Genomic DNA, 25,264 nt, shown 5'->3' on the forward strand with positions numbered 1-25,264 from the left:
CCACCCACTCCGGGAACGCCCCCATGACGATCAAGGACTTCGCCTACGACCACCCCGACCGCGACGTTGCCGCCTTCAAGCGCGCGGTGGCCAACAAGCTGATCTACGCCGTCGGCAAGGACCCCGTGGCCGCCAGCCCCGACGACTGGCTGCACGCCACCGCGCTGGCCGTGCGCGACCAGCTTGTCGAACGCTGGATGACAACCACGCGCGCCAACTACGCGCAGGACCTCAAGCGCGTGTACTACCTCTCGATGGAGTTCCTCATCGGGCGCACCTTCACCAACGCGCTGCTCGCCGTCGACCTGTACGGCACCGTGCGCGAGGCGCTGGCCGACTTCGGCGTCGACATGGCGGCGCTGGCCGAGCGCGAGCCCGATGCGGCGCTCGGCAACGGCGGCCTCGGGCGGCTCGCGGCCTGCTTTCTCGATTCGATGGCCACGCTCGGCGTGCCCGGCATGGGCTACGGCATCCGCTACGAGTACGGCATGTTCCGCCAGCGCATCGTCGACGGCCAGCAGGTCGAAACGCCCGACTACTGGCTCACGCGCGGCAACCCGTGGGAGTTCCAGCGGCCCGAGGTGAACTACCGCGTGCGCTTCGGCGGCCACGTGCAAAAGCGCGAAGGCAAGAACGCGCCCTACGGCGCGGCGGACTGGGTCGACACGCACGACGTGCTGGCCGTGGCCTACGACACCATCATTCCCGGCTACGGCACGCAGGCCACCAACACCTTGCGGCTGTGGTCGGCGCGCGCCACCGAGGAGATCGACCTGTCGGCCTTCAACCGCGGCAACTACATGGCGGCGGTGGAGAGCAAGAACCACTCCGAGAACGTCTCGCGCGTGCTCTACCCCGACGACTCCACGCCCTCGGGCCGCGAGCTGCGGCTGCACCAGGAATACTTCTTCTGCAGCGCCAGCGTGCAAGACCTGCTGCGCCGCTACCTGCGCAACCACACGAGCTTCGACCAGCTGTCCGAAAAAGTCAGCATCCACCTGAACGACACGCACCCGGTGCTGGCCGTGCCCGAGCTCATGCGCCTGCTGCTCGACGAGCACGGCCTGGCGTGGGACGTGGCCTGGGGCCACACGCAGAAGGTGTTCAGCTACACCAACCACACGCTGATGCACGAGGCCCTGGAAACCTGGCCGGTCGAGATGCTGGGCCGCATCCTGCCGCGCCACCTGCAGATCCTGTACGACATCAACGCGAAGTTCCTGGCCGCCGTGACGCAGACGCACGGCCAGGACGTCGAACTGGTGCGCCGCCTCTCGCTGATCGACGAGACCGGCGAGCGCCGCGTGCGCATGGCCTACGTGGCGGTGCTCGCGAGCCATTCGGTGAACGGCGTGTCGGGGCTGCACTCGGAGCTGATGAAGCAGTCGATCTTTGCCGACTTCGCGAAGATCTTTCCCGAGCGTTTCAACAACAAGACCAACGGCGTCACGCCGCGCCGCTGGCTCGCGCAGGCCAACCCGCCGCTGGCCGCGCTGCTCGACCAGCGCATCGGCAAGGGCTGGCGGCGCGACCTGTCGCAGCTCGAAGCGCTGCGGCCGATGGTTGCGCAGCCCGCCTTCGTGCGCGCCTTTCGCCATGCCAAGCGCGAGAACAAGCTGCGGCTGGCCAACTGGGTCGGCGAGCACCTGAAGCTCGACCTGGACACCGACGCGATGTTCGACGTGCAGGTCAAGCGCATCCACGAGTACAAGCGGCAGCTGCTCAACGTGCTGCACGTGATCGCGCGCTATCACCGCATCATCGATGCGCAGGCCAGCGGCACGCCGCTCGACATCGTGCCGCGCGTGGTCGTGTTCGCGGGCAAGGCGGCCTCGGCCTATGCGATGGCCAAGCAGGTGATCCGTCTCATCAACGACGTGGCGGCCACCGTGAACGCCGACGCGCGCGTGGGCAAGCTGCTGAAGGTGGTGTTCCTGCCGAACTACAGCGTGAGCCTGGCCGAGATCATCATGCCGGCGGCCGACCTGTCGGAGCAGATTTCCACCGCGGGCACGGAAGCCTCGGGCACCGGCAACATGAAGTTCGCGCTCAACGGCGCGCTCACCATCGGCACGCTCGATGGCGCCAACGTCGAGATGCGCGAGAACGTCGGCCCCGAGAACATCTTCATCTTCGGCCACACCACGCCCGAGGTGGCCGACATCCGCGCACGCGGCTACCAGCCACGCGAGATCTACGAAGAAAACGCCGAACTCAAGCGCGTGCTCGACGCAATCCGCGATGGCGCGTTCTCGCCGGGCGAGCCCGCGCGCTACCAGGGCATCTACGACGCGCTCGTGAACTGGGGCGACCACTACCTGCTGCTGGCCGACTACGCGAGCTATGTCGCGAAGCAGGCCGAGGTCGATGCGCTGTACCGCGACGCGGAGGCGTGGACGCGCATGGCGATCCTCAACGTGGCGGGAATGGGGGCTTTTTCGTCGGACCGGACGATCGCGGAGTACGCGCATGAGATCTGGCACACGAAGCCAGTGATGCTCGGCTGAGGCGAGCGGGCCGGGCCCGCAAGCTCAGCGCGGTTTGGCGGGGGCCGCCTCGGCCTCGGTCACGAACCCGATCCGACTCAACCCGGCCTTGTTCGCGATGCCCATGAGCGCCACCACCTTGCCGTAGGGCACGGTCTGGTCGGCGCGCAACTGCACTTCGGTGTCCTTGCTGTCGGCGGCGGCCTTTTCGAGTTGGGCGGTCAGTTCCTCATCGGTCACCGGCTTGTCGTTCAGGAAGACCTTGCCCGACGCATCGACCGACAGGCTCACGAACTTGGGCGTGTCGTTGGGCTGGCCCGCGTCGGTCTGCGGCAGGTCGAGCTTGATCGAGCTGGCCATCAGCGGCGCAGTGATGATGAAGATCACCAGCAGCACCAGCATCACGTCGACCAGCGGCGTGACGTTGATGTCCGACAGCGGCCGCTGCCCGCCCGCGCCCATGGCCCGCCCGCCACCTGCGGCGCTGCTGCCAAGCGAAGTGCGTCCGAAGGCCATGGTGTGCGCTGCGCCTTAGACGGGCATCGGCCGCGCGGGCGGCGGTGCGGCGGGTGCCGGCGCTTCGCCGAAGCTGCCGAGCAGGTCGTGCGCGAAGCCTTCGAGCTCGGCCTCGACGCGGCCCACGACGCGGCCGAACACGTTGTAGGCCAGCACGGCCGGAATGGCGACGGCGAGACCGAAGGCCGTCATGACGAGCGCCTCGCCGACCGGGCCAGCCACCTTGTCGATGGTGAAGCCGCCGGTCTGGCCCGCGATGCCCGCCAGCGCGCCGTAGATGCCCCAGACGGTGCCGAGCAGGCCGACGAAGGGCGCGGTGGCACCCACGGTGGCCAGCAGGATCTGTCCGGCCTGCAGGCGCCGCAGCGCGCCGTGCAGCGCACCGCGCAGCACGCGCGTGAGGCGCTGGTTGCGATCGACCGTGGCGCCCAGCGTGCCGCCGGGGGCTTCGGTGGCGGCCTGGCGCAATGCGGCCACGGCGGGGCGCACGAGTTCGGCGCGGTCGAAGGCCTGCAGCTTCTGCTCCGCCTCGACCAGGGTGGCCGACTGCCAGAACGCCGCGATGCTGCGCAGCACGTCGCGCGTGCCGCCGCGCAGCAGCCAGGCTTTCCAGAGGATCACGACCCAGCTGGCGATCGACATCGCGAGCAGCAGCGCGGCCACCGAACGGCTGACGCCGTCACCGTGGGTCAGCAGCTCAAGAACACTCACAGAGTCCCCCAGTCATGGTCTTTTCGCGAAACACCGCGGAACCGGCTTTGCCGGGCCGCTGGTGTTGCCCCCTGAAAGGGGGTTGGCGTAGCGACACGAAGTGCGCGAAGACTGGGGGTGAGCTTCATCTCAGACCCAGCACGTCGAACATGTCGAACAGGCCGCTGCGCTGGCCGCTCAGGAAGCGCACCGCACGCAGCGCGCCCTGCGCGTAGGTCACGCGGCTAGACGACTTGTGGGAGATTTCGATGCGCTCGCCGATGCCCGCGAACAGCACGGTGTGGTCGCCCACGATGTCGCCGCCGCGGATGGTGGCGAAGCCGATGGTCGACGGGTCGCGCTCGCCCGTGATGCCTTCGCGGCCGTACACGGCGCAGTCCTTGAGGTCGCGGCCCAGCGCGTCGGCGATCACCTCGCCCATCTTGAGCGCGGTGCCCGAGGGCGCGTCGACCTTGAAGCGGTGGTGGGCCTCGACGATCTCGATGTCGTAGCCGGTGGCCATCGCGCGGGCGGCCATGTCGAGCAGCTTGAGCGTGACGTTGACGCCCACGCTCATGTTGGGCGCCATCATGATGGCGATGTCTTTCGCGATCTCGGCGATCTCGGCCTTCTGCGCGTCGCTGAAGCCGGTGGTGCCGATCACGGCCTGCACGCCCAGCTCGCGGCACACGGCCAGGTGCGCCATCGTGCCTTCGGGGCGGGTGAAGTCGATCATCACCTGCGCGTCCTGCAGGCCGGTGCGCAGGTCGGCCACGATGGGCACGCCGCTGGTGAAGCCCAGGAAGGCCGCGGCATCGGCGCCGAGGGCGGCGCTGCCGGCGATGTCGAGCGCGCCGGCCAGGCGGCAGTCGGGCGCGTTGCGCACGGCCTCGATGAGCATGTGGCCCATGCGGCCCGAGGCGCCGGCGATCGCCACCCGGCGCAGCGCGGGAGCGGAGGAAGAAGAATCGGAAGTGGGGGTGGTGGTCGGTTCAGTCACGGGGATTCGGTCGTTGAAAAGTCCCTACGGGAGCCATGGACACCGACGAAAGCCGCCCCACCGGTCCGGCGGGCACCGCCCGCAGGAGGGGTGGCCGCCGCCGGAGCCCGTGCCGCGCACGCTCAGCGCGCGGCTTCGAGCGGGGGGTAGGCGGCCGGCAGCGCGGGCATGGGGGCTGCCGGGGTGCCGGTGGTGTCGGCTTTCTTGTCGGCCTTGGGCGCGAATTTCTTGAGCTCTTCTTCGGTGGCCTCAAGCTGCGGCACCTTGCCACTCTTGCGGCGGGTGTCGAGCGTGGCGACGAATTCTTCTTCGCTGGGCATTTCATCGCCCTCGAAGCGGTCCATGAGTTCACCGTTGAAGAACACGGTCAGGCGGCGCTCCTGCGGATCGACGCCCTGGCGGCGGATCGTGAAGACGTAGTCCCAGCGGTTGGCGTGGAAGACGTCGTTCAGCAACGAGGTGCCGAGGATCTCGCGCACCTGCTGGCGCGACATGCCGGGCTTGAGTGCCGCGACTTGTTCCTTCGACACGAAATTGCCCTGCACCACTTCGACTTTGTAGGGGGTGACGGCAGACAGCGCGCCACGCGTGCGTTCGCTGAAACCGCTGCAGGCACCGAGGGCGAGCGTCGCCGCAATGGCAGCAACCAGCAACCAGGGCCGGCGTTGGAGGATGGCAGGCATGGGAGAAGAGGGGGTAGCGATATGATCGAACATTGTAGCGGCCGAGCCTGAAGGCCCGGCCTCAGCCCAGGGCGCAGGAACCATCATGGCCAACATCGACGAACTCAAGAACACCGGCCTCAAGGCCACCTTGCCGCGACTGAAGATCCTCGAGATCTTCCAGACCGGCAGCCAGCGGCACATGACGGCGGAAGACGTCTTCCGCGTGCTGCTCAACGAACACTCCGACATCGGCCTGGCCACCGTGTACCGCGTGCTCACGCAGTTCGAGCAGGCCGGCATCCTGGAGCGCAGCCACTTCGAAAGCGGCAAGGCGGTCTACGAACTGAACGAAGGCACGCACCACGACCACCTGGTCTGCACCTCGTGCGGCAAGGTCGAGGAGTTCTACGACGCCGAGATCGAGCGGCGCCAGCAGATGATCGCCAAGGACAAGGGCTGGGTCCTGCAGGACCACGCCATGTCGCTGTACGGCCTGTGCGGCGACTGCGTCAAGAAGCGCTGACGCTGAAGACCTGCTGAAGCAGAAAGCGGCCCTTCACTTTGAAGGGCTTTTTTCTTTGCTCAGTCCGGATCGCGCCCGCTTTCCATCGCCTTGTGGTGGCGGGCCACGAAGTCGGCATAGGTGTCGATGCCGCGCAGCTGCAGGATCGAGTTGCGCACCGCCGCCTCCACCAGCACGGCGATGTTGCGCCCCGCCACCACCTGGATGATGACCTTGCGCACCGGGATGCCGAGCACGTCCTGCGTGAGCGGTGCCGAGGGCATGCGCTCGTAGTCGCGCTCGAAGCTGTCGCGGCGCACGAGGTGCACGATGAGCTTCAGGCGCATCTTCCGGCGCACCGCCGTCTCGCCGAAGATCGCGCGGATGTCCAGCAGGCCGATGCCGCGCACCTCCAGCAGGTTCAGCAGCAGGTCGGGGCAGCGGCCCTCGATGGTGTTCTGGTTGATGCGGTACAGGTCGACCGCGTCGTCGGCCACCAGGCCGTTGCCGCGCGAGATCAGCTCCAGGCCAAGCTCGCTTTTACCGAGGCCCGACTCGCCCGTGATCATCACGCCCATGCCCAGGATGTCCATGAACACGCCGTGCATCGAGGTGCGCTCGGCGAAGTGCTTGGACAGATAGGCGCGCAGCAGGTCGATCACGAAGGCCGACGACTCGCGCGTGGCAAACAGCGGCAGCTGGGCGCGCTCGCAGATCGACAGCAGCTCGTCGGGCGCAGCCTGGCCGTCGGCCAGCACCAGCATCGGCGGCTCCAGCGTGACGATGCGGCCGATGCGGCGCACGCAGTCTTCCTTGCTGCCGCGCGTGAGGTAGGCCACCTCGCGCGCACCGAGGATCTGCACGCGGTACGGGTGGATGTAGTTCAGGTAGCCGACCAGGTCGGCGGCCGACTGCGCGCGGCTGATGACGTCGGGGTCGAACTGGCGCTCCGAGGCGCCCAGGCCCGCGAGCCATTCCCAGCGGAGCGACCCGCGGAACTCCTCGAACATGGCATCGGCGCTGATGACGGTCGGCTTCATGCGTGCGGCGGCCGGCGCAAAACGCCGGCATTCTGGTCAGGATGGAGGGAGAGAAAAGCGTCGCCGCAGCTTATCAGCAGCAGCGGCAGGCCCGGCACGGGCGCTCAGGCGACCTGGGTCGACTGCCAGCCGGCAATGAGGCCGTGCAGTGCGGCGGCGTCGGTGCTGGACTTGATCTGCTCGCGCAGGCCGGCGTCGCTCAGCAGCTCGGCAATTTCCGACAGGATTTCGAGGTGCTTCTGCGTGGCCGCTTCGGGCACCAGCAGGAAGATCAGCAGCGCCACGGGCTGCTCGTCGGGGGCGTCGAAGCCGATGGGGTTCGCCAGCTGGAACACCGCGGCCATCGGCGCCTTGAGGCCCTTGATGCGGCCATGGGGAATGGCGACTCCGTGGCCCAGACCGGTGGAGCCGAGGCGCTCGCGCGCAAACAGGCTGTCGGTGATGAGGGCACGGCCCAGACCGTGAAGGCTCTCGAACAGCAGGCCGGCTTCTTCGAAAGCACGTTTCTTGCTGGTGGCGTCAACGCTCACGAGCACTTGAGCGGGCGGCAGGATGGACGCGAGGCGATTCATGGTGGGGTCAGAGCGGGGGCGATTATGCACCTCCTCGGTAAAAACCCCCAGTCCCCCTAATTACTTTCGTCTACATGTGTTGCCGTGAGGCGTCGCTTCCTCTGGAGGCCCTTGCAAAGCCCCACCAATGTGGTCGGACAAACAAAAGGCCGCCCGAAGGCGGCCTGAGATGCGGGGCGGGGGGCCCGGCGTTTACATCACGCGCTTGGGCGCCACGTGATGGTGGTCCTGCAGGCGATCCTTGTGGCGGACCACCTGGCGGTCGAGCTTGTCGACCAGCTCATCAACCGCGGCGTACAGATCAGCGTGGCTCGATTCCGCGAACATGTCATTGCCCTTGACGTGAATGTTGCACTCCGCCCTTTGGCGGCGTTCCTTTTCCTTCTGCTTTTCCACCGTGAGGATCACCTTGACATCGACCACCTGGTCGAAATGTCGCGTGATCCGGTCCAGCTTGCTCGTGACGTAGGTGCGCAAGGCAGGTGTGACGTCGAGGTGATGACCGCTGATCGTCAAATTCATGAATGACCTCCTGAGAATTGACGGTTGGGGAAATGACCGCGCTCCGGGATGAAGCGTGGCCGGCGAAACAGGTGAGGTTGGGAGAGAGGGAGAAGAGGAAGGGAGATGAAGAAAGGGGGCGGTCGGATTCACTATGCCCAAGCTGTCACGGTATTGCAATACCGGGGCTTGCCCGAGTGACGGGCCGGTGTATTGCATGCCCTAATCCGCTATTGATTCCATAGCTGCCCCCGCGCAGTGGCGTGCCGTTGCGGCACATTGGAAGCAAGTGTTTCCATGTGCAGCGCGCAGTGCCCCTCCCGCCCGAAGGGCCGGCCCGTTCAGCGCCAGGCGGCGCGCATGCGGTTGCGCAGGTCGATCACCGCGGCCGGCGGCGGCACCGCGGGCGGCAGCACCGGCGGCGGCGGCCAGGTCTGCAACTCGAAGCCCGCCAGGTCGGACTCGGTGATGAAGCGGGTGCGGTTGGCGTACAGGTGCCGGTCGCCACGCGCCGCCTGCTGCGTGATGTGGAAGCGCTGCGGCATCACCAGGTGCAGGTGGTCGCGGGCCCGCGTCATCGCCACGTAGAGCAGGCGCCGTTCTTCTTCCAGCTCGTGCGCGCCCTGCGCCACGTCGGCCGGCATGCAGCCGTCGACCACGTTGATGACGTGCACCGAGTTCCACTCCTGGCCCTTGGCCGAATGGATGGTCGACAGGATCAGGTAGTCCTCGTCGAGCGAAGGCGGGCCGGGCCGGTCGCTGGTGGCCTCGGGCGGGTCGAGCGTGAGTTCGGTGAGAAAGCGCTCGCGCGAGCCATAGCCGGCCGCCAGCCGCGCCAGCTGCTCGACGTCGGCGCGGCGCACGCCCGAGGTGTCTTCGTACAGCCGCTCCAGGTGCGGCTGGTACCACTGCATGGCCACCTCCACATCGGCCGGCCACTGCAGCGACGGCGCGCGCAAGGCGGCGTAGGCCTGGGCAAAGTCGGCCCACTGTTCGCGCGCGGCCGACGGCGGCACGAAGTCGCGCACGGCCGCGGCCGGGTCGGCCGCCTGGTCCATCGCGTCGAGCAGGCGCGTGCCGGTGACCGGGCCCACGCCGGGGATGAGCTGCGTGACCCGGAAGCCCGCCATGCGCCCGCGCGGGTTCTGCGCGAAACGCAGCACCGCGAGCAGGTCCTTCACGTGCGAGGCCTCGAGGAACTTGAGCCCGCCGAACTTCACGAACGGGATGTTGCGCCGCGCCAGTTCCAGCTCGAGCGCCGCGCTGTGCGACGAGGTGCGAAACAGCACCGCCTGCGACTTCAGCGCCAGCCCGCCCTCGCGGTGCGCCAGGATCCTGTCGGCCACCCAGCGCGCCTGCCCGGCCTCGTCGGGCACGAGCACCAGCACCGGCTTGCCGGCCGAGGGCTTGTCGGTCCAGAGCGTCTTGGCGTGCCGCTCGGCGGCCTGCGCGATGACGCGGTTCGACACGTCGAGGATCGGCTGCGTCGAGCGGTAGTTGCGCTCCAGCGTGACGATGCGTGCCTCTTGCGAGAACTGCGAGGGAAAGTCGAGGATGTTGCGCACCGTCGCGCCGCGGAACGAGTAGATCGACTGCGCGTCGTCGCCCACCACCGTCACGCCGCGCCCATCGGGCTTCATCGCGCGCAGGATCTCGGCCTGCAGCAGGTTGGTGTCCTGGTACTCGTCGACCAGCACGTGGTCGAAGCGCGCGCCGACGTGCGCGGCCAGCGCGGGCTCGGCGACCATCTCGGCCCAATAGAGCAGCAGGTCGTCGTAGTCGAGCACGTTCTGCTGCTGCTTGGCCTCGACGTAGGCGCCGAACAGCGTCTTGAGCTGCGCCTCCCACTCGGCGCACCAGGGAAAGCTGTCCTTCAGCACGGCGGCCAGCGGCGCGCGCGTGTTCACGCAGCGCGAGTAGATCGACAGGCAGGTGCCCTTGCGCGGGAAGCGGTTGACCGTGGAGGACAGGCCCAGCTCGTGTCGCACCAGCCCCATGAGGTCTTCGGCGTCGCCGCGGTCGTGGATGGTGAAGTTCTCGTCCAGCCCGATCTGCGCGGCGTACTCGCGCAGCAGCCGCGCCCCGATGCCGTGGAAGGTGCCGGCCCACGGCAGCGCGGGCGGGCGCTCCGACTTCAGGCCCAGCACGCGCGCCAGCACCTGGCCCGCGCGGCGCTCCATTTCCTGCGCGGCGCGGCGCGAGAAGGTGAGCAGCAGCAGCCGCTGCGGATCGACCCCGTCGGCGATCAGGTGCGCCACGCGGTGCGCCAGCGTGCTGGTCTTGCCCGAGCCCGCGCCGGCGATCACGAGCAGCGGCCGGTGGTCGGCGCCGACTGCCGTGCCCACGCCGTGCTCGACCGCCGCGCGCTGGTCGTCGTTGAGCGCGGCGAGCGCCGCGGCCAGGCGCTCGGCTTGCGTCTTCGGGGGGGTGGAAAGAACGGGGGACGCAGGGGTCTGCATGAGCACGACTTTACTGTATGTCCGTCCAGTCCACGCGCCTTGTGCCCCAGTGGCCGGTGACATAATCGCGCCTCGCTGCAACCGGAGACTCCCCATGGAAACCGCCCCGTCTCGGCAGCTTTCAACTCCCATCCGACGCCGCGCATGATGTACTGACGCCGGGTCTGCGGGAATTGAAAGCGCCCCTCCCTCGCCCATCGTTCAGTCATCCCCGGGAGTGAGCCCATGCTCAACATCTTTACGCTCGCCAACGGCCGCCTCGTCCAGGAAGAGATCGAGTCGCTCGAAGAGCTCTCCAAGTTCCAGCCGATCTGGGTCGACCTCGAGTCGCCCACGCTCGAGGAAAAGCGCTGGATCAAGCAGTACTACGGCCTCTCGATTCCCGAAGACGCGATGGACGAGGACATCGAGGAATCGGCGCGCTTCTACGAGGAAGACAACGGCGAGCTGCACATCCGCTCCGACTTCTTGATCGACGACGACGAAGACCCGCGCACGGTGCGCGTCGCCTTCATCCTCAACCAGCACAACACCGACCTGCGCAGCCGCGGCGTGCTGTTCTCGATCCACGACGAAGACGTGCCCGTGTTCCGCCTGCTGCGCATGCGCGCACGCCGCGCGCCGGGACTGATCGAAGACGCCAAGGAAGTGATGCTCAAGCTCTTCGACGCCGACGCCGAATACTCGGCCGACACGCTGGAGAACATCTACGACGAGCTCGAGGTGGCGGGCAAGAAAGTGCTGTCGGGCAACGTCAGCGACGAGCTGGCCGGCGAGGTGCTCGGCGCCATCGCGCGGCAGGAAGACTTGAACGGCCGCATCCGCCGCAATGTGATGGACACGCGCCGCGCCGTGAGCTTCATGATGCGCAGCAAGATGCTCAACGCCGAGCAGTTCGAAGAGGCGCGACAGATCCTGCGCGACATCGAATCGCTGGACAACCACACGGCCTTCCTCTTCGACAAGATCAACTTCCTGATGGATGCGACCGTCGGTTTCATCAACATCAACCAGAACAAGACCATCAAGATCTTCTCGGTGGCCAGCGTCGCGCTGCTGCCGCCCACGCTGATCGCGAGCATCTACGGCATGAACTTCAAGTTCATGCCCGAGCTCGACTGGGCCATGGGCTACCCCTACGCCATCGCACTGATGGCCGCGAGCGCGCTGGTGCCGATGTGGTACTTCCGCCGGCGCGGCTGGCTCAAGTAGTCGCTGTACTGGGTGCTAGAGTGGCTGCCGGCAGGCAGCTGACCTGGAGAGCCCCGTGCGCAGACTTCGTTTCCTCACCAACCGCCACCGCGCGCCGTCGACGAACACCGCGCTCGGACTGCTGCTGGCCTTCAACGCCGGCGCCATCAATGCGGGCGGCTTCCTCGTGCTGCACATGTACACCTCGCACATGAGCGGCTTCGCCTCGCAGCTGGCGGACGGCATGGTGCTGGGCAACCTCACGCTGCTGCTGAACGCGCTGGGCGCGATCCTGGCGTTCGTGAGCGGCGCCGCGGTCTGCGCGGTGTTGGTGAACTGGGCGCGGCAGCACCGGCTCCATGGCGTGTATGCGCTGCCGCTGCTGCTGGAGGCCGCGCTGATGTTCCCGTTCGGGCTCGCCGGCGCCATCACGCTGACCTGGGCCACGCCGTTCGCGGTGCCGCTCACGGTGCTGCTGCTGTCGTTCATCATGGGCCTGCAGAACGCCGTGGCGTCGAAGACCTCGGGCGGCAGCACACGCACCACCCACATGACCGGCAACATCACCGACGTAGGGATTGAGCTGGGCAAGATGCTCTACTGGAACCGGCGCGCACCGTCCACGCCGCTGCCAGTGCGCCACGACCGCAGCCGGCTGCGCCGCTGCGGCGGCCTGGTCGCCATGTTCGTGCTCGGCGGGGCCGTGGGTGCGCTGGGCTTCAAGCACGTGGGCTTCATCTGCGTCGTGCCGCTGGCTGCGCTGCTGCTGGCGCTGTCGATCCCGCCGCTGCTGCGCGACCTGCCGCAGCTGCGCCGGCTCGCGCCGTAGGCGGGTTCTTCAGGCCGCGTCGCGCGGCAGGGCGGCGAGCCAGGCGTCGACCAGCGCGAGGCTGTAGCGGCTCGCCACCTCGGCCACGAAGCGCGTGAAGTCGCCGTGCGCGGCGTCGTCGGCGCGGTCCGAGATGGTTCGCAGCGCCGCGAAGGGCACGCCGTAGTCGTGGCAGGCCTGCGCCATGGCCGCTCCCTCCATCTCGACGGCGAGCGCGTCGGGCAGCGAGCGCTGCAGGGTCCCACACTCCGCGGAGGTCGACACGAAACGGTCGCCGCTGATCAGCAAGCCGCGATGCACCTTCGGCGACCGCAGATGGAACTCATCGACAGCCTTCTGCCCCACCAGGCCCACCGGATCGCGCAGCGTGCCTTCGGCCACCGCCGCCAGCGCATCGCCGATGGCCGCATCGGCCGCGAAGCGCGAACGCCCCATCAGCGGCACCTCGTATTTCGGAAAGATCGGCGAGGCGTCCATGTCGTGCTGCAGCAGCTCGGTCGCCACGACCACGTCGCCGACATTCACGCCCGGTGCCAGCCCGCCCGCCACGCCCGTGAACACGATCGCCCGCACGCCGAAGCGCTCGAGCAGCACCGTGGCCGTGACCGCCGCCGCGACCTTGCCGATGCGCGACAGCACCGCGACCACGGGCTGGCCCTGCAGGTGGCCGACCCAGAAGTCGCGGCCGGCCACGCGCACGCGCTGCTCGTCGGGCATGCGCGCGAGGAGCGCACTCAGCTCCTCGTGCATGGCCGCGACGATGGCGATGGGCGCAGCGACCACGGCTTACTTGATGTCCACGCCGTAGAAGGTGTGGCGGCCGAAGGGGCTCAACTTGAAGTCGACGACCTCCTTGCGCACCGGCTTCAGCTGCACCGCATGCGCGATGGTGAACCACGGCGCCTGCTCCTTGAAGATGACCTGCGCCTTCTTGTAGAGCGCATCGCGCTCCGACTGCTTGGTCGCGCTCTTGGCCTTCACCACGAGGTCTTCATACGGCTGGTAGCAGAACTTCGAGATGTTGCTGCCGCTGGCCGACTTGGCCGAGGCGCAGCCCAGCAGCGTGTACATGAAGTTGTCCGGGTCGCCGTTGTCGCCGGTCCAGCCCAGCATGCCCATCTGGTGCTCGCCGGCCTGCAGGCGCTTGCGGTACTCGCCCCACTCGAAGCTCTTGATCTCGGCCTTGACGTTGATCTTGGCCAGGTCGGCCTGCATCAGTTCGGCGATGCGCTTGGCATTCGGGTTGTAGGGGCGCTGCACCGGCATGGCCCACAGGTCGGTACTGAAACCATCGGGGAAGCCGGCCTGCGCCAGCAGCTTCTTGGCGGCTTCGGGGTCGTACGGGTCGTCCTTCACGGCATCGTTGTAGGACCACAGCGTGGGCGGAATCGGGTTCTTCGCGGCCACGCCGGTCGTGAGGTACACGCCGTCGATGATGGCCTTCTTGTTGATCGCCATGTTGATGGCCTTGCGCACGCGCACGTCGTCGAAGGGCTTCTTCGTCGTGTTGTACGAGAGGTAGCCCACGTTCAGGCCCGGCTGCTCCAGCACCTGCACGTTCGGGTCCTTGCGGATCGCGTCGAGGTCGGCCGGGTTCGGGTACGGCATGACATGGCACTCGCCCTTTTGCAGCTTGGCCCAGCGCACCGACGCATCGGGCGTGATCGCGAACACGAGGTCGTCGATCTTGGCCTTGCCGCCCCAGTACTGCGGGAAGGCCTTGAAGCGGATGATCGCGTCCTTCTGGTACTGCACGAGGTAGAACGGCCCGGTGCCGACCGGGTCCTGGTCGACCTTCTCGGGCGTGCCGGCCTTCAGCATCGCGATGGCGTATTCCTTCGACTGGATGCCCGCGTACTGCATCGCCAGGTTGGCCAGGAACGGCGCCTCGGCCTGGTTGAGCGTGATCTTCACCGTGTGGTCGTCGATGCGGTCCACCGACTTCAGCAACTTGGGCATGCCCATGTCGTTGAAGTAGGAGTGGTTCTGGCTCGTGACCTTGAAGAAGGGGTCGCTCTCCTTCCACTGGCGCTCGAGCATGAAGATGAAGTCGTCGGCGTTGAAGTCGCGCGTGGGCTTGAAGCTCTTGCTCGTGGTGTGCCACTTCACGCCCTTGCGCAGGTGGAAGGTGTACACGGTGCCGTCGGCCGAGATGTCCCATTTTTCCGCGAGGCCCGGCATGACCTTGGTGCCGCCGCGCTCGAACTCGACGATGGTGTTGTAGACCTGCGTGGTCACGTCGAAGGACGTGCCGGTGGTGTTCATGCCCGGATAGAAGTTTTCCGGGCTTCCTTCGGAGCAGTACACCAACGTCTTGGCTGACACGGCGCCGCAGGCCAGGGTAAGGGCCGTGAGCGCTGCCGGTGCCAGGAGCGCCAGCTTTTGTGAGCGGCGCGAAACGGAGGACTGGGTCTTCATGGGGACTCCTCGAGACAGGGTTGAAAAATTCGCCGCGCCTCAGGACGCGGCGAGCACGGGACCATCGGCGCGCACGGCCGGCGCGCCATCGAGAAACTGCTCGGCGTAGTGACAGGCCACCAGCCGCTCGTCGAGCGCGCGCAGCGCGGGGCGCTCCTCGCGGCAGCGCGGCTGCACGTGCGGGCAGCGCGTGCTGAAGACGCAGCCCGAAGGCGGATTCAACGGCGACGGCAGTTCGCCCTTGAGCACGATGCGCTGGCTGCTCAGCCCCGGCGTCGAGGCCAGCAGCGCCTGCGTGTACGGATGCAGCGGCCGCGCGAAGATGCGCGACTTGGGGCCCTGCTCCACCGCGTGGCCCAGGTACATCACGAGCACGTCGTGCGCGATGTGGCGCACCACGCCCAGGTCGTGCGAGATGAAGAGGTAGGCCAGGCCCAGCTCGGCCTGCAGATCGGCCAGCAGGTTCAGCACCTGCGCCTGGATCGACACGTCGAGCGCCGACACCGGCTCGTCGGCCACCAGCAGGCGCGGCGACAGCATGAGCGCGCGCGCGATGGCGATGCGCTGGCGCTGGCCGCCCGAGAACATGTGCGGGTAGCGGTTGGCGTACTCGGGGCGCAGGCCGACGCGGGCCAGCATCTCGCGTGCTTTCTCGGCGCGCTCCGGCTTGCTCAACGAGGTGTTGATGGCCAGCGGGTCTTCGAGCACCGCCGAAATCTTCTTGCGCGGGTTGAGCGAGCCGTACGGGTTCTGGAACACCAGCTGCACGGCCTGGCGCAGCTCGCGCTTGCGTTCATGCGGCGGGCTCACCGCATCGGCGCCGATCAGCGTCAGCTGCCCGGCGGTGGGTTTCTCGATCAGCGCGACCATGCGCGCGAGCGTCGACTTGCCGCAGCCCGATTCGCCCACCACCGCCAGCGTGCGCCCGCGTTCGAGGCGGAACGAGATGTCGCCCACGGCGCGCAGCTGTGCCGGTGCGCGGAACAGTCCGCGCCGCACGGCGTAGGTGCGCTGCAGGTTGCGCGCCTCGGCGACGATCTCCGGTGGCGATGCGTCGCTCATGGCAGCACCTCCGCGACGGCGGCGCGCGGCGGGTCTTGCGCGATGGCTTCGGCGCGCCCCGGCTCACCGAGCGGAAAGTGGCAGCGCACCTCGGCGCCCTGCCACGCACGCAGCGCCGGGCGCACCTGGCAGGCGCGCTCGGTGACGTAGCCGCAGCGCGGCGCGAACAGGCAGCCCGCGGGCCGGTCGTGCACGCCGGGCACCACGCCGCTGATGGTGGCGAGCCGACCCTCGGGCGCGGCGCGCTCGGGCAGCGCCGCAAGCAGCGCCTCGGTGTAGGGATGCTGCGGCGATGCGAAGAGGCGGTCGACGCGCTGGTGCTCCATCACCTGCCCCGCGTACATCACGGCGATGCGCTGCGCCATCTCGCTGACCACGCCCATGTTGTGCGTGATGAGCACCAGCGCCATGCCGCGCTCCTTCTGCAGGTCGCGCAGCAGGTCGAGGATCTGCGCCTGGATGGTCACGTCGAGCGCGGTGGTCGGCTCGTCGGCGATCAACAGGCGCGGGTTGCAGGCGATGGCCATGGCGATCATCACGCGCTGGTTCATGCCGCCCGAGAGCTGGTGCGGGTAGCTGCCCAGGCGCGACGAGGCGGCGGGGATGCCGACCTGTTCGAGCAGTTCGGTCGCGCGCTTCTTCGCTTCGCGCTTGTCGAGCTTCAGGTGCAGGCGCAGCGTTTCCATCAGCTGGAAGCCGATGGTGAAGCAGGGGTTGAGGCTGGTGGTCGGCTCCTGGAAGATCATCGCGACCTCCTTGCCGACCAGCGTGCGGCGCGCCTTGTCGGAGATGCCGAGCAGGTCCTTGCCCGCAAAGCGCATGTGGTCCGCGCGCACGCGGCCCGGGAAGCCGACGAGGCCCATGAGCGCCATCATCGTGACGCTCTTGCCCGAGCCCGATTCGCCGACGATACCGAGCACCTCGCCCTCTTCGAGCGTGAGGCTCACGCCGTCGACCGCATGCAGCACGCCGCCCTGCGTGGGGAACTCGACGTGCAGGTCCTTGATGTCCAGCAAAGGCATCTGTTCTCTCCTTTGCGTCAGCGCTTGAGCTTCGGGTCGAGCGCATCGCGCAGCCCGTCGCCCAGCAGGTTGAAGGCCAGCACGGCCGCAAGGATGGCGAGGCCCGGGAAGGTCACGACCCACCACGCGCGCAGCACGAACTCGCGCGCGTCGGCCAGCATCGTTCCCCATTCAGGCGACGGCGGCTGTGCGCCCAGTCCGATGAAGCCGAGCGCCGCCGCGTCGAGGATGGCGGTCGAGACGCCCAGCGAGGCCTGCACGATCAGCGGCGCCGAACAGTTGGGCAGCACCTCGCGGAACATCAGGCGCAGCGTGCTGGCGCCGCTCACGCGCGCCGCGGTCACGTAGTCGCGCGAGACCTCGGCGATGACCGTGGCGCGCGTGATGCGCACATAGTGCGGCAGCACCACGATGGCCACCGCGAGCATGGCGTTGACGAGCCCCGGCCCGAGGATCGCGACGATCACGATGGCCATCAGCAGGCTGGGCATCGTGAGGATGATGTCCATCATCCGCATGATCGCGATCTCCAGCGCGCCGCGAAAGAAGCCGGCGACGAGCCCGAGCACCACGCCCACCACCACCGACAGCGCCACCACCGCGACGCCGATCGACAGCGACAGCCGCGCGCCGTGCATGAGCCGCGACAGGATGTCGCGACCGATGGCGTCCGTTCCCAGCAGGTAGGTCCACGAGCCGCCCTCCTGCCAGGCCGGCGGCTTGAGGAACGCGGTGGCGTTGGTTTCGTTCGGTGCATGCGGCGCGATCCACGGCGCGAACAGCGCCACCAGCAGCAGCACCACGATGGTGACGAGACCGATGACCGCGCCCCGGTTCGCCGAGAAGGCGGTCCAGAACTCGCGCCAGGGACCGGGAGGCGCCGAGGCCTGCGAGCCGGGGGGGACTGCGTGGGTGTTGCTCGTCATCGACTCAGTGCCTGATCCGCGGGTTGATGACGCCGTAGGCGATGTCCACCAGCAGGTTGAGCAGCATCACGATGCCGCCCAGCAGCAGCATGCCGCCCTGCAGCACCGGGTAATCGCGCCGCCCGATGGCCTCGATGAGCCACTTGCCGACGCCGGGCCAGGAGAAGATGGTCTCGGTCAGGATCGCGCCGGTGAAGAGCACCCCGATCTGCAGGCCGATCACCGTGACGACCGGGATCAGCGCGTTGCGCAGCGCATGCAGGCCCACCACGCGAAAGCGCGACAGGCCCTTGGCGCGCGCGGTGCGGATGTAGTCCTCGCCCAGCACCTCGAGCATGGCCGAGCGCGTCATGCGCGCGATGACGGCCAGCGGCACGGTGCCCAGCACGATGGCCGGAAGAATGAGGTGGTGCAGCGCCGACCAGAAGGCCTCGGTCTCGCCGGCGCGCAGCGCGTCGATCAGCAGGAAGCCGGTCTGCGGCTCGACGAAGTACTGCACCGAGATTCGACCCGACACCGGCGTCCATCCCAGCTGCACCGAGAAGAACAGGATCAGCAGCAGGCCCCACCAGAAGATCGGCATCGAGTAGCCGGTGAGCGACGTGGCCATCACGCCGTGGTCGAAGATGGAGTTGCGCCGCACCGCCGCGAGGATGCCGGCCGGCAGCCCGAGCAGCAGCGCGAAGAGAATCGCGCACACGCCGAGCTCGACGGTGGCCGGAAAGAGCGCGAGGAACTCGCTCATCACGGTGTCCTGCGTGATGAGCGACTTGCCCAGGTCACCCTGCAGCACGCGGCCGATGTAGATGCCGTATTGCACGAGCAGGGGCTTGTCCAGGCCCATGGCGGTGCGCAGCTCGGCGTGGCGCGCGGGGTCGATGCCGCGCTCGCCGGCCATCGTCTCGATGGGGTCACCCGGCACCAGCCGGATGAGAAAGAAGGCCAGCAGCGTCATGCCGATGAAGGTCGGCACGAGCAAGCCTAGGCGAACGTAAATGAATCTGAGCATCGACCCGCGAATATGCAAGATCGATGCCCCGGCCCCACCCGGGCGGAACCCTTACTACTTCTTGCTATCCCGCAGTTCGCGCCGCAGGATCTTGCCCACCGGGGTCTTGGGCATGTCGGTGCGGAACTCGATCACGCGCGGCTGCTTGTAGCCCGTGAGGTTGGCGCGGCAGTACTCGCGCACCTGCGCTTCGGTGAGCGACTCGTCCTTCTTGACGATGACGAGCTTCACGGCCTCGCCGGTCTTGTCGTCGGGCACGCCCACCGCGGCGCATTCGAGCACGCCGGGCAGCATCGCCACCACGTCCTCGATCTCGTTCGGGTACACGTTGAAGCCCGACACCAGGATCATGTCCTTCTTGCGGTCGACCACCTTGAAGTAGCCGCGCTCGTCGACCACGCCGATGTCGCCGCTCTTGAAGTAGCCGTCGGGCGTCATGACCTTGGCGGTCTCGTCGGGGCGCTGCCAGTAGCCGGCCATGACCTGCGGGCCCTTGATGGCGATCTCGCCGCGCTCGCCGGTGGGCACTTCGTTGCCGTCGTCGTCGAGCAGCTTGAGCCAGGTGCTCGGCAGCGGCAGGCCGATGGTGCCGGTGTAGGCCGTGCTGTTGGTCGGGTTGCAGGTGGTCGAGGGCGAGGTTTCCGAGAGGCCGTAGCCCTCGCAGATGGGGCAACCGGTTTTCTCGAGCCAGAGCTTGGCCACCGCGGCCTGCACCGCCATGCCGCCGCCGACCGAGACCTTCAAGTTCTTCCAGTTGACGGTGTTGAAGTCGGGGTGGTTCGCCAGCCCGTTGAACAGCGTGTTCACGGCCGGGAAGCTGTGGATGGTGTGCTTCGACAGCTCCTTGAGCACGCCGGGAATGTCGCGCGGGTTCGGGATCAGGATCAGCTTGCCGCCCGTGCGCATGCTCAGCATCATGCCGACCGTGAACGCGAAGATGTGATACAGCGGCAGCGCGCACACGCTGGTGGGCTGCTCGTTGGCCGGCACCTTGGCCATGACGGGCTCGTTCCAGGCCTCGGACTGCAGCACGTTGGCGATCACGTTGCGATGCAGCAGCACCGCGCCCTTGGACACGCCGGTGGTGCCGCCGGTGTACTGCAGCACGGCCACGTCGTCGGGACCGGTGGCCACGGGCTTGAGCGAACCGCCCGCGCCCTTGTCGAGCGCGTCGTTGAAGCGCACGGCGCCCGGCAGGCTGAAGTGCGGCACCAGCTTCTTGACGTTGCGCACCACGTAGTTGACCAGCGCGCCCTTCAGGAAGCCGAGCCGGTCGCCCATGGAGGCCAGCACGATGTGCTTGATCGGCGTGCTCGCGATGCACTGCTGCAGCGTGGTGCCGAAGTTCTCCATGATGACGATCGCCTTGGCGCCCGAGTCCTTGAGCTGGTGCTCGAGTTCGCGCGGCGTGTACAGCGGGTTCACATTCACCAGGATCAGGCCGGCGCGCAGGATGGCGGCCACCGCGATCGGGTACTGCGGGCAGTTGGGCATCATCGCGGCGACGCGGTCGCCCTTCACGAGGCCCAGGCCCTGCAGGTAGGCCGCGAAGGCCTTGCTGAGCTTGTCGGTCTCGCCGTAGCTCACGTCCTTGCCCATGAAGCTGTAGGCCGTGCGGTCGGCGTACTTGGTGAAGCTCTCCTCCATGAGCGCCACCAGCGACGGGTAGTGCGACGCGTCGATGTCGGCGGGCACGCCTTGCGGGTAGCTGCTGAGCCAGGGGCGTTCGGTCATGGATGTGTCTCCTCGGAGTCGGATGAGTTTTTAAAAACGAAAACGGCGCACGTGAGGCGCCGCGACGATCAGGCCCGCATCGCGGGCACGGACCTTCGGCCTATTCGATGGCCTTGCCCATATCTTCCACTACTTTTTTCGCATCGCCAAAGACCATCATGGTCTTGTCCATGTAGAAGAGCTCGTTGTCCAGGCCCGCGTAGCCGGCGGCCATGGAGCGCTTGTTCACGATGACGGTCTTGGCCTTGTAGGCTTCCAGGATCGGCATGCCGTAGATCGGCGTGCCCTTGGTGAGCGCGGCCGGGTTCACCACGTCGTTGGCACCCAGGATGATCGCCACGTCGGCCTGCGCGAACTCGCCATTGATGTCTTCCATCTCGAACACCTGGTCGTAGGGCACCTCGGCCTCGGCCAGCAGCACGTTCATGTGGCCCGGCATGCGGCCGGCCACGGGGTGGATGGCGTACTTCACCTTGACGCCCTTGTGCGTGAGCTTCTCGGCCAGTTCGTTCACGGCGTGCTGGGCGCGCGCCACGGCCAGGCCGTAGCCCGGCACGATGATCACCGTCTCGGCGTTGGACAGCATGTAGGCCGCATCGTCCGCGCTGCCGCTCTTCACGGGGCGCTGTTCCTTGGCGCCGTCGGTGGCGGTGGTTGCCTCACCGCCGAAGCCGCCCAGGATCACGTTGAAGAACGAGCGGTTCATGGCCTTGCACATGATGTAGCTCAGGATCGCGCCCGAAGAGCCCACCAGCGAACCGGCCACGATCAGCATCGCGTTGTTCAGGCTGAAGCCGATGCCGGCCGCCGCCCAGCCCGAGTAGCTGTTGAGCATCGACACCACCACCGGCATGTCGGCGCCGCCGATCGGGATGATGATGAGCACGCCCATCACGAAGGCCAGCGCCAGCATCGCGAAGAACGCCGGCCAGCTTTCGGTGGCCACGAACACCAGGCCCAGGGCGATGGTCGCCAGGCCCAGCACCAGGTTCAGCATGTGCTGGCCCGAGAACTGCACCGGCGCACCCTGGAACAGGCGGAACTTGTACTTGCCCGAGAGCTTGCCGAAGGCGATGACCGAGCCGCTGAAGGTGATGGCGCCGATGGCCGCCCCCAGGAACAGCTCGAGCCGGTTGCCATAAGGAATGGCATGGCGCACGAAGCCCTCGAAGAGGACCGCGCCGTCAGGCGTGCGCGCACCGACGACAGCCGCCACGGGTGCGGCCGTGATGCCGAAGGCCCAGGGCTCGGCCACCGCGGCCACGCCGATGAACACCGCGGCCAGGCCGATCATGCTGTGCATGAAGGCGACCAGCTCGGGCATCTTGGTCATCTCGACCTTGTTGGCCATGAAGGCGCCCAGGCCGCCACCGACCACGACGGCGGCCAGCACCCAGGCGATGCCGGTGGTGAAGTCGACGTTGAGGGCGCGCGCCTGCCCGTGGACCAGCGCGATGGTGGTCAGCACGGCGATCGCCATGCCGGTCATGCCGAAGATGTTGCCGCGGATCGAGGTGGTGGGATGGGACAGGCCCTTCAGGGCCTGGATGAAGCAGACGCTGGCAACGAGGTACAGCAGCGTGACGAGGTTCATGCTCACTTGGCGGCTCCCTCTGCAGCCTTGGGGGCGGCCTTCTTGTCTTTCTTCTTGAACATCTCGAGCATCCGGCGCGTGACCAGGAAGCCGCCGAAGACGTTCACCGCGGCCAGCGCCACGGCGAGCACGCCCATGGTCTTGCCCAGCGGCGTGGTGGTGAGCGCGGCGGCCAGCATGGCGCCCACGATCACGATGGCCGAGATGGCGTTGGTCACGGCCATGAGCGGCGTGTGCAGCGCGGGCGTGACGGTCCAGACCACGTGGTAGCCGACGTAGATGGCCAGCACGAAGATGGTCAGGTTGATGACGGTGTGCGAAACGATTTCCATGGTGTTGTGTTCTCCTCGTTCGGTCTCTGTCTCTTGGTCCCGGGCTCTGTCAGAGCTTCTTGACTTCGTTGATGCGGTTGGCATCGCCAAGCAGCACCACCTTGGGCTTGTAGTCGGCGGCTTCGGCCTCGGTCATGGGGGCGTAGGTGCAGATGATGAGCAGGTCGCCCACATGCGCCTTGCGCGCCGCCGCGCCGTTGAGCGAGATGGCGCCCGAACCGCGCGCCGCCTTGATGATGTAGGTCGAGAAGCGCTCGCCGTTGTTGACGTTGTACAGCTCGATCTTTTCGTACTCGCGCATGTCGGCCGCGTCGAGCAGGTCCTCGTCGATGCCGCACGAGCCTTCGTAGTGCAGGTCGGCTTCGGTCACGGTGGCGCGATGCAGCTTCGCGCGGAGCATGGTGCGGTTCATGGAAGGCAGCCTGCTCTTACTTGCGCGTGACCTGGCCGTCCTGCGTGACGCGGCAGGCGGCGACGATGTCGTCCTCGAGGTCGATCTTGAGCGCGCCTTCCTTCGTGACGACGAGCTTGAGGAAGTCGAGCACGTTGCGCGCATACAGCGCCGACGCGTCGGCCGCCACCAGCGCCGCGAGGTTGGTTTCGCCGACGATGGTCACGCCGTGCTTGACCACGGTCTTGTCGGCCTCCGACAGCGGGCAGTTGCCGCCGATGCCGTCGGCGCCCTTGCCGGCCGCGATGTCGACGATCACCGAACCCGGCTTCATCGACTTGACCATGTCCTCGGTGACGAGGGTGGGCGCGGCGCGGCCCGGGATGAGCGCGGTGCTGATGACCACGTCGGCCAGCGCGACGCGCTTGGCGACCTCGGCCTGCTGGCGTGTGAGCCAGCTGGCGGGCATCGGGCGGGCGTAGCCGCCGACGCCTTCGGCCGCGTCTTTCTCTTCCTGCGTCTCGTAGGGCACGTCGATGAACTTGCCGCCCAGCGACTCGATCTGTTCCTTGACGCTCGGACGCACGTCCGAGGCCTCGATGACGGCGCCCAGGCGCTTGGCCGTGGCAATGGCCTGCAGGCCGGCCACGCCGACGCCCAGGATGACGACGCGGGCGGCCTTCACGGTGCCGGCGGCGGTCATCAGCATGGGGAAGAAGCGCTGGTACCTGTCGGCCGCGATCATCACGGCCTTGTAGCCGGCGATGTTGGCCTGCGAGCTGAGCACGTCCATGCTCTGGGCGCGCGTGGTGCGCGGCGCGGCTTCGAGCGCGAAGCCCGTGACACCCGCGGCGGCCAGGCGCTGCAGGCCGGCCGCGTCGAAAGGATTGAGCATGCCGATGACGACCGCGCCGGCCTTCAGCTGCGCCGCTTCGGCGTCGCTGGGCGTGCGCACCTTGAGCACCATGTCGGCGGAGAGCGCCCCGGCCGCATCGGTGATCTCGGCGCCTGCCGTCTGGTACGCCGCGTCGGTGACGCTGGCTGCAATGCCGGCACCGGCCTGCACACGCACGGTATGCCCGGAGGCCACCAGTTTCTTCACCGTTTCGGGTGTAACGGCCACTCGGGTTTCGCCAGCCGCTGTCTCGGCAGGCACGCCTATCAACATAGAGTTCTCCTCAGGGGGAAGGGGCAGCACGGATTGCGGGCAGAGCTTACAGCAAGATTACAAGCGCACCTGTCGCCAGAATGCCGCGTTCTTTTTGCTGCTCAACGCCCGCAGGCACTGCACATGTAGCTATTTAATTGATAGCAAATTGGCGGCCGGTACGACCCCGGGGGAAACACGGGTGACCGCCGCAGAAGCGCTTGTGGCGCCTTCGCTCGCTCTGGTTCTAGATTGCAATCAACTAACACCAATTGGATTCAATTAGCAATTGAACCACATACATAAAATCAATTTGCGTGAATTAATAGCAATTCACAGCAATGATTTCAGACGCAGATAGATACACTTCGATTCATATTGCGGACACATAGAGGTCCACACAGGGCGGAACAAGGGAATGGAATGCGCATTGCAGTACTCGACACCGAGCCGGACCAACTCCGGTTGATCAACCAATCCATGGCGAGCCTCGGTCACGAGTGCCACACGTACGCCGCCGGCAAGGCGCTGCTGCACGCCATGCGCCGCGAAACCTTCGACCTGCTGGTCCTCGACTGGCGCCTGCCGGACATGAACGGCCCGGACGTCGTCAAGACGATCCGGCAGGACTACAAGAGCCGCATGCCGATCCTGTTCGTGACCGAGCACCACGACGACAGCGACATGATCGAAGGCCTCAATGTCGGCGCCGACGACTTCATGGCCAAGCCGCTGCGCCCGATCGAGTTCGAAGCCCGCATCAACGCCCTGCTGCGCCGCGCCTACCCCTCGCGCAACGAGCCCGAAATGGTGTTCGGCCCGTACCACTTCTTTCCGCCCTCGCGCACCATCCGGGTCCACGGCGAGCTGGTCGAGCTGAAGAACCGCGAGTACGAACTCGCGCTCTTCCTGTTCCAGAACCTGGGGCGCCTGCTCTCGCGCGAGCACCTGCACGAGGCGGTCTGGGGGCTGGGGGTCGAGGCGCTGTCGCGCTCGCTCGACACCCACGTGTCGCGCCTGCGCACCAAGCTCGAACTGCGCCCCTCGAACGGTTTCCTGCTGCTGGCCGTGTACGGTCTGGGCTACCGGCTGGAAACCATCGAGGTCGACACACGGCCCGCCGCTGCAGCTTCCAACGCGCGCTGAGCGCACGCCCCGGCAGGCCGGGCGGGGAACCC

At 67.4% G+C, this 25,264-nt stretch carries 24 protein-coding genes; 5 read left to right on the plus strand and 19 right to left on the minus strand.

What is annotated here, in order from left to right; translation table 11 throughout:
* Window positions 1-23 precede the first annotated feature (23 nt).
* Window positions 24-2,507, plus strand: a complete 2,484-nt coding sequence (locus VHAB30_RS23590; RefSeq protein ID WP_159278791.1) for a glycogen/starch/alpha-glucan phosphorylase — start codon at window positions 24-26, stop codon at window positions 2,505-2,507.
* Window positions 2,508-2,531: 24 nt separating this feature from the next.
* On the opposite strand, the gene VHAB30_RS23595 is transcribed toward VHAB30_RS23590, so the two are convergent.
* From VHAB30_RS23595 to VHAB30_RS23610, 4 genes are all read right to left on the minus strand, one after another.
* Window positions 2,532-3,002, minus strand: a complete 471-nt coding sequence (locus tag VHAB30_RS23595; RefSeq protein ID WP_099794719.1) for an ExbD/TolR family protein — start codon at window positions 3,000-3,002, stop codon at window positions 2,532-2,534.
* A gap of 15 nt (window positions 3,003-3,017) precedes the next feature.
* Entirely contained in the window at window positions 3,018-3,713 is a 696-nt protein-coding gene (locus tag VHAB30_RS23600; protein ID WP_095743304.1) for a MotA/TolQ/ExbB proton channel family protein, read from the minus strand.
* A gap of 124 nt (window positions 3,714-3,837) precedes the next feature.
* Window positions 3,838-4,638, minus strand: a complete 801-nt coding sequence (dapB, locus tag VHAB30_RS23605; RefSeq protein WP_095747406.1) for a 4-hydroxy-tetrahydrodipicolinate reductase — start codon at window positions 4,636-4,638, stop codon at window positions 3,838-3,840.
* 176 nt (window positions 4,639-4,814) lie between these two features.
* Entirely contained in the window at window positions 4,815-5,375 is a 561-nt protein-coding gene (locus VHAB30_RS23610; RefSeq protein WP_062481043.1) for an outer membrane protein assembly factor BamE, read from the minus strand.
* Between the two features lie 85 nt (window positions 5,376-5,460).
* Between VHAB30_RS23610 and fur the strand changes: the two genes are divergently transcribed.
* On the plus strand, window positions 5,461-5,880 hold the full coding sequence (fur, locus tag VHAB30_RS23615) for a ferric iron uptake transcriptional regulator (RefSeq protein ID WP_062481042.1): 420 nt from the start codon (window positions 5,461-5,463) through the stop codon (window positions 5,878-5,880).
* Between the two features lie 59 nt (window positions 5,881-5,939).
* Here the strand turns inward: fur and hprK are convergent, their stop codons facing one another.
* The 4 genes from hprK to VHAB30_RS23635 form a co-directional block, all read right to left on the minus strand.
* The gene (hprK, locus tag VHAB30_RS23620) at window positions 5,940-6,899 is read right to left on the minus strand and encodes an HPr(Ser) kinase/phosphatase (RefSeq protein WP_062481041.1); all 960 of its coding nucleotides are present in this window, start codon (window positions 6,897-6,899) and stop codon (window positions 5,940-5,942) included.
* 104 nt (window positions 6,900-7,003) lie between these two features.
* Entirely contained in the window at window positions 7,004-7,471 is a 468-nt protein-coding gene (locus tag VHAB30_RS23625) for a PTS sugar transporter subunit IIA (protein WP_042581318.1), read from the minus strand.
* Window positions 7,472-7,663: 192 nt separating this feature from the next.
* On the minus strand, window positions 7,664-7,993 hold the full coding sequence (gene hpf / locus VHAB30_RS23630) for a ribosome hibernation-promoting factor, HPF/YfiA family (protein WP_013538898.1): 330 nt from the start codon (window positions 7,991-7,993) through the stop codon (window positions 7,664-7,666).
* A gap of 320 nt (window positions 7,994-8,313) precedes the next feature.
* On the minus strand, window positions 8,314-10,431 hold the full coding sequence (locus VHAB30_RS23635) for an ATP-dependent helicase (RefSeq protein WP_159278793.1): 2,118 nt from the start codon (window positions 10,429-10,431) through the stop codon (window positions 8,314-8,316).
* Window positions 10,432-10,656: 225 nt separating this feature from the next.
* On the opposite strand from VHAB30_RS23635, the gene corA reads away from it, so the two are divergent.
* Window positions 10,657-11,643, plus strand: a complete 987-nt coding sequence (gene corA / locus VHAB30_RS23640) for a magnesium/cobalt transporter CorA (RefSeq protein ID WP_056584267.1) — start codon at window positions 10,657-10,659, stop codon at window positions 11,641-11,643.
* A 55-nt stretch (window positions 11,644-11,698) separates the two neighbouring features.
* Window positions 11,699-12,451 carry a YoaK family protein gene (locus tag VHAB30_RS23645; RefSeq protein WP_159278794.1) on the plus strand — a complete coding sequence of 251 codons (753 nt, stop codon included), beginning with the start codon at window positions 11,699-11,701 and terminating at the stop codon, window positions 12,449-12,451.
* Between the two features lie 9 nt (window positions 12,452-12,460).
* Here the strand turns inward: VHAB30_RS23645 and VHAB30_RS23650 are convergent, their stop codons facing one another.
* The 11 genes from VHAB30_RS23650 to VHAB30_RS23700 all read right to left on the minus strand — a co-directional run bounded on the left by VHAB30_RS23650 (window position 12,461) and on the right by VHAB30_RS23700 (window position 24,107).
* Window positions 12,461-13,201: a 5'-methylthioadenosine/adenosylhomocysteine nucleosidase gene (locus VHAB30_RS23650; RefSeq protein ID WP_159278939.1), complete on the minus strand. Its 741-nt coding sequence runs from the start codon at window positions 13,199-13,201 to the stop codon at window positions 12,461-12,463.
* Window positions 13,202-13,237: 36 nt separating this feature from the next.
* Complete coding sequence (locus VHAB30_RS23655) at window positions 13,238-14,869, minus strand: ABC transporter substrate-binding protein (protein ID WP_070063394.1); 1,632 nt, start codon at window positions 14,867-14,869, stop codon at window positions 13,238-13,240.
* A gap of 39 nt (window positions 14,870-14,908) precedes the next feature.
* Window positions 14,909-15,931 carry a peptide ABC transporter ATP-binding protein gene (locus VHAB30_RS23660; RefSeq protein ID WP_159278795.1) on the minus strand — a complete coding sequence of 341 codons (1,023 nt, stop codon included), beginning with the start codon at window positions 15,929-15,931 and terminating at the stop codon, window positions 14,909-14,911.
* Window positions 15,928-16,953, minus strand: a complete 1,026-nt coding sequence (locus VHAB30_RS23665) for an ABC transporter ATP-binding protein (RefSeq protein WP_159278796.1) — start codon at window positions 16,951-16,953, stop codon at window positions 15,928-15,930. Before VHAB30_RS23665 ends, VHAB30_RS23660 begins: the two co-directional genes overlap by 4 nt.
* A 17-nt stretch (window positions 16,954-16,970) precedes the next feature.
* Window positions 16,971-17,879, minus strand: coding sequence for an ABC transporter permease subunit (locus VHAB30_RS23670; RefSeq protein WP_159278797.1), 909 nt, complete (start codon window positions 17,877-17,879; stop codon window positions 16,971-16,973).
* 4 nt (window positions 17,880-17,883) lie between these two features.
* A complete protein-coding gene (locus VHAB30_RS23675; RefSeq protein WP_095743299.1) occupies window positions 17,884-18,888 on the minus strand; it encodes an ABC transporter permease subunit in 1,005 nt (334 codons plus the stop codon).
* Between the two features lie 54 nt (window positions 18,889-18,942).
* Window positions 18,943-20,622 (minus strand): long-chain-fatty-acid--CoA ligase, encoded by a 1,680-nt coding sequence (locus tag VHAB30_RS23680; RefSeq protein ID WP_070063399.1) that lies wholly within the window; start codon window positions 20,620-20,622, stop codon window positions 18,943-18,945.
* Between the two features lie 100 nt (window positions 20,623-20,722).
* On the minus strand, window positions 20,723-22,222 hold the full coding sequence (locus VHAB30_RS23685) for an NAD(P)(+) transhydrogenase (Re/Si-specific) subunit beta (protein ID WP_095949748.1): 1,500 nt from the start codon (window positions 22,220-22,222) through the stop codon (window positions 20,723-20,725).
* On the minus strand, window positions 22,219-22,548 hold the full coding sequence (locus VHAB30_RS23690; protein WP_062481510.1) for an NAD(P) transhydrogenase subunit alpha: 330 nt from the start codon (window positions 22,546-22,548) through the stop codon (window positions 22,219-22,221). The genes VHAB30_RS23685 and VHAB30_RS23690 overlap by 4 nt, the downstream gene beginning before the upstream one ends.
* Before the next feature lie 49 nt (window positions 22,549-22,597).
* Window positions 22,598-22,960: an aspartate 1-decarboxylase gene (gene panD, locus VHAB30_RS23695; protein WP_062481508.1), complete on the minus strand. Its 363-nt coding sequence runs from the start codon at window positions 22,958-22,960 to the stop codon at window positions 22,598-22,600.
* 16 nt (window positions 22,961-22,976) lie between these two features.
* Window positions 22,977-24,107, minus strand: a complete 1,131-nt coding sequence (locus VHAB30_RS23700) for a Re/Si-specific NAD(P)(+) transhydrogenase subunit alpha (RefSeq protein ID WP_139702225.1) — start codon at window positions 24,105-24,107, stop codon at window positions 22,977-22,979.
* A gap of 402 nt (window positions 24,108-24,509) precedes the next feature.
* Here VHAB30_RS23700 and VHAB30_RS23705 point away from each other — a divergent pair, with 402 nt between their 5' ends.
* Window positions 24,510-25,232, plus strand: a complete 723-nt coding sequence (locus tag VHAB30_RS23705; RefSeq protein ID WP_159278798.1) for a response regulator transcription factor — start codon at window positions 24,510-24,512, stop codon at window positions 25,230-25,232.
* Window positions 25,233-25,264 lie beyond the last annotated feature (32 nt).

It is taken from the genome of Variovorax boronicumulans (genome assembly GCF_009811375.1).
GTDB lineage: Bacteria > Pseudomonadota > Gammaproteobacteria > Burkholderiales > Burkholderiaceae_C > Variovorax > Variovorax boronicumulans.

Bases quoted from the DNA above. Each gene is read 5' to 3' on its own strand.
- VHAB30_RS23610 (WP_062481043.1), bottom strand. From the start codon at position 5,375: ATGCCTGCCATCCTCCAACGCCGGCCCTGGTTGCTGGTTGCTGCCATT.
- VHAB30_RS23705 (WP_159278798.1), top strand. From the start codon at position 24,510: ATGCGCATTGCAGTACTCGACACCGAGCCGGACCAACTCCGGTTGATC.
- VHAB30_RS23635 (WP_159278793.1), bottom strand. From the start codon at position 10,431: ATGCAGACCCCTGCGTCCCCCGTTCTTTCCACCCCCCCGAAGACGCAA.
- VHAB30_RS23650 (WP_159278939.1), bottom strand. From the start codon at position 13,201: ATGCACGAGGAGCTGAGTGCGCTCCTCGCGCGCATGCCCGACGAGCAG.
- VHAB30_RS23700 (WP_139702225.1), bottom strand. From the start codon at position 24,107: ATGTTGATAGGCGTGCCTGCCGAGACAGCGGCTGGCGAAACCCGAGTG.
- VHAB30_RS23675 (WP_095743299.1), bottom strand. From the start codon at position 18,888: ATGCTCAGATTCATTTACGTTCGCCTAGGCTTGCTCGTGCCGACCTTC.
- panD (WP_062481508.1), bottom strand. From the start codon at position 22,960: ATGAACCGCACCATGCTCCGCGCGAAGCTGCATCGCGCCACCGTGACC.
- VHAB30_RS23670 (WP_159278797.1), bottom strand. From the start codon at position 17,879: ATGACGAGCAACACCCACGCAGTCCCCCCCGGCTCGCAGGCCTCGGCG.
- VHAB30_RS23665 (WP_159278796.1), bottom strand. From the start codon at position 16,953: ATGCCTTTGCTGGACATCAAGGACCTGCACGTCGAGTTCCCCACGCAG.
- VHAB30_RS23655 (WP_070063394.1), bottom strand. From the start codon at position 14,869: ATGAAGACCCAGTCCTCCGTTTCGCGCCGCTCACAAAAGCTGGCGCTC.
- VHAB30_RS23680 (WP_070063399.1), bottom strand. From the start codon at position 20,622: ATGACCGAACGCCCCTGGCTCAGCAGCTACCCGCAAGGCGTGCCCGCC.
- VHAB30_RS23595 (WP_099794719.1), bottom strand. From the start codon at position 3,002: ATGGCCTTCGGACGCACTTCGCTTGGCAGCAGCGCCGCAGGTGGCGGG.
- corA (WP_056584267.1), top strand. From the start codon at position 10,657: ATGCTCAACATCTTTACGCTCGCCAACGGCCGCCTCGTCCAGGAAGAG.
- VHAB30_RS23625 (WP_042581318.1), bottom strand. From the start codon at position 7,471: ATGAATCGCCTCGCGTCCATCCTGCCGCCCGCTCAAGTGCTCGTGAGC.
- fur (WP_062481042.1), top strand. From the start codon at position 5,461: ATGGCCAACATCGACGAACTCAAGAACACCGGCCTCAAGGCCACCTTG.
- VHAB30_RS23690 (WP_062481510.1), bottom strand. From the start codon at position 22,548: ATGGAAATCGTTTCGCACACCGTCATCAACCTGACCATCTTCGTGCTG.
- VHAB30_RS23660 (WP_159278795.1), bottom strand. From the start codon at position 15,931: ATGAGCGACGCATCGCCACCGGAGATCGTCGCCGAGGCGCGCAACCTG.
- hprK (WP_062481041.1), bottom strand. From the start codon at position 6,899: ATGAAGCCGACCGTCATCAGCGCCGATGCCATGTTCGAGGAGTTCCGC.
- hpf (WP_013538898.1), bottom strand. From the start codon at position 7,993: ATGAATTTGACGATCAGCGGTCATCACCTCGACGTCACACCTGCCTTG.
- VHAB30_RS23590 (WP_159278791.1), top strand. From the start codon at position 24: ATGACGATCAAGGACTTCGCCTACGACCACCCCGACCGCGACGTTGCC.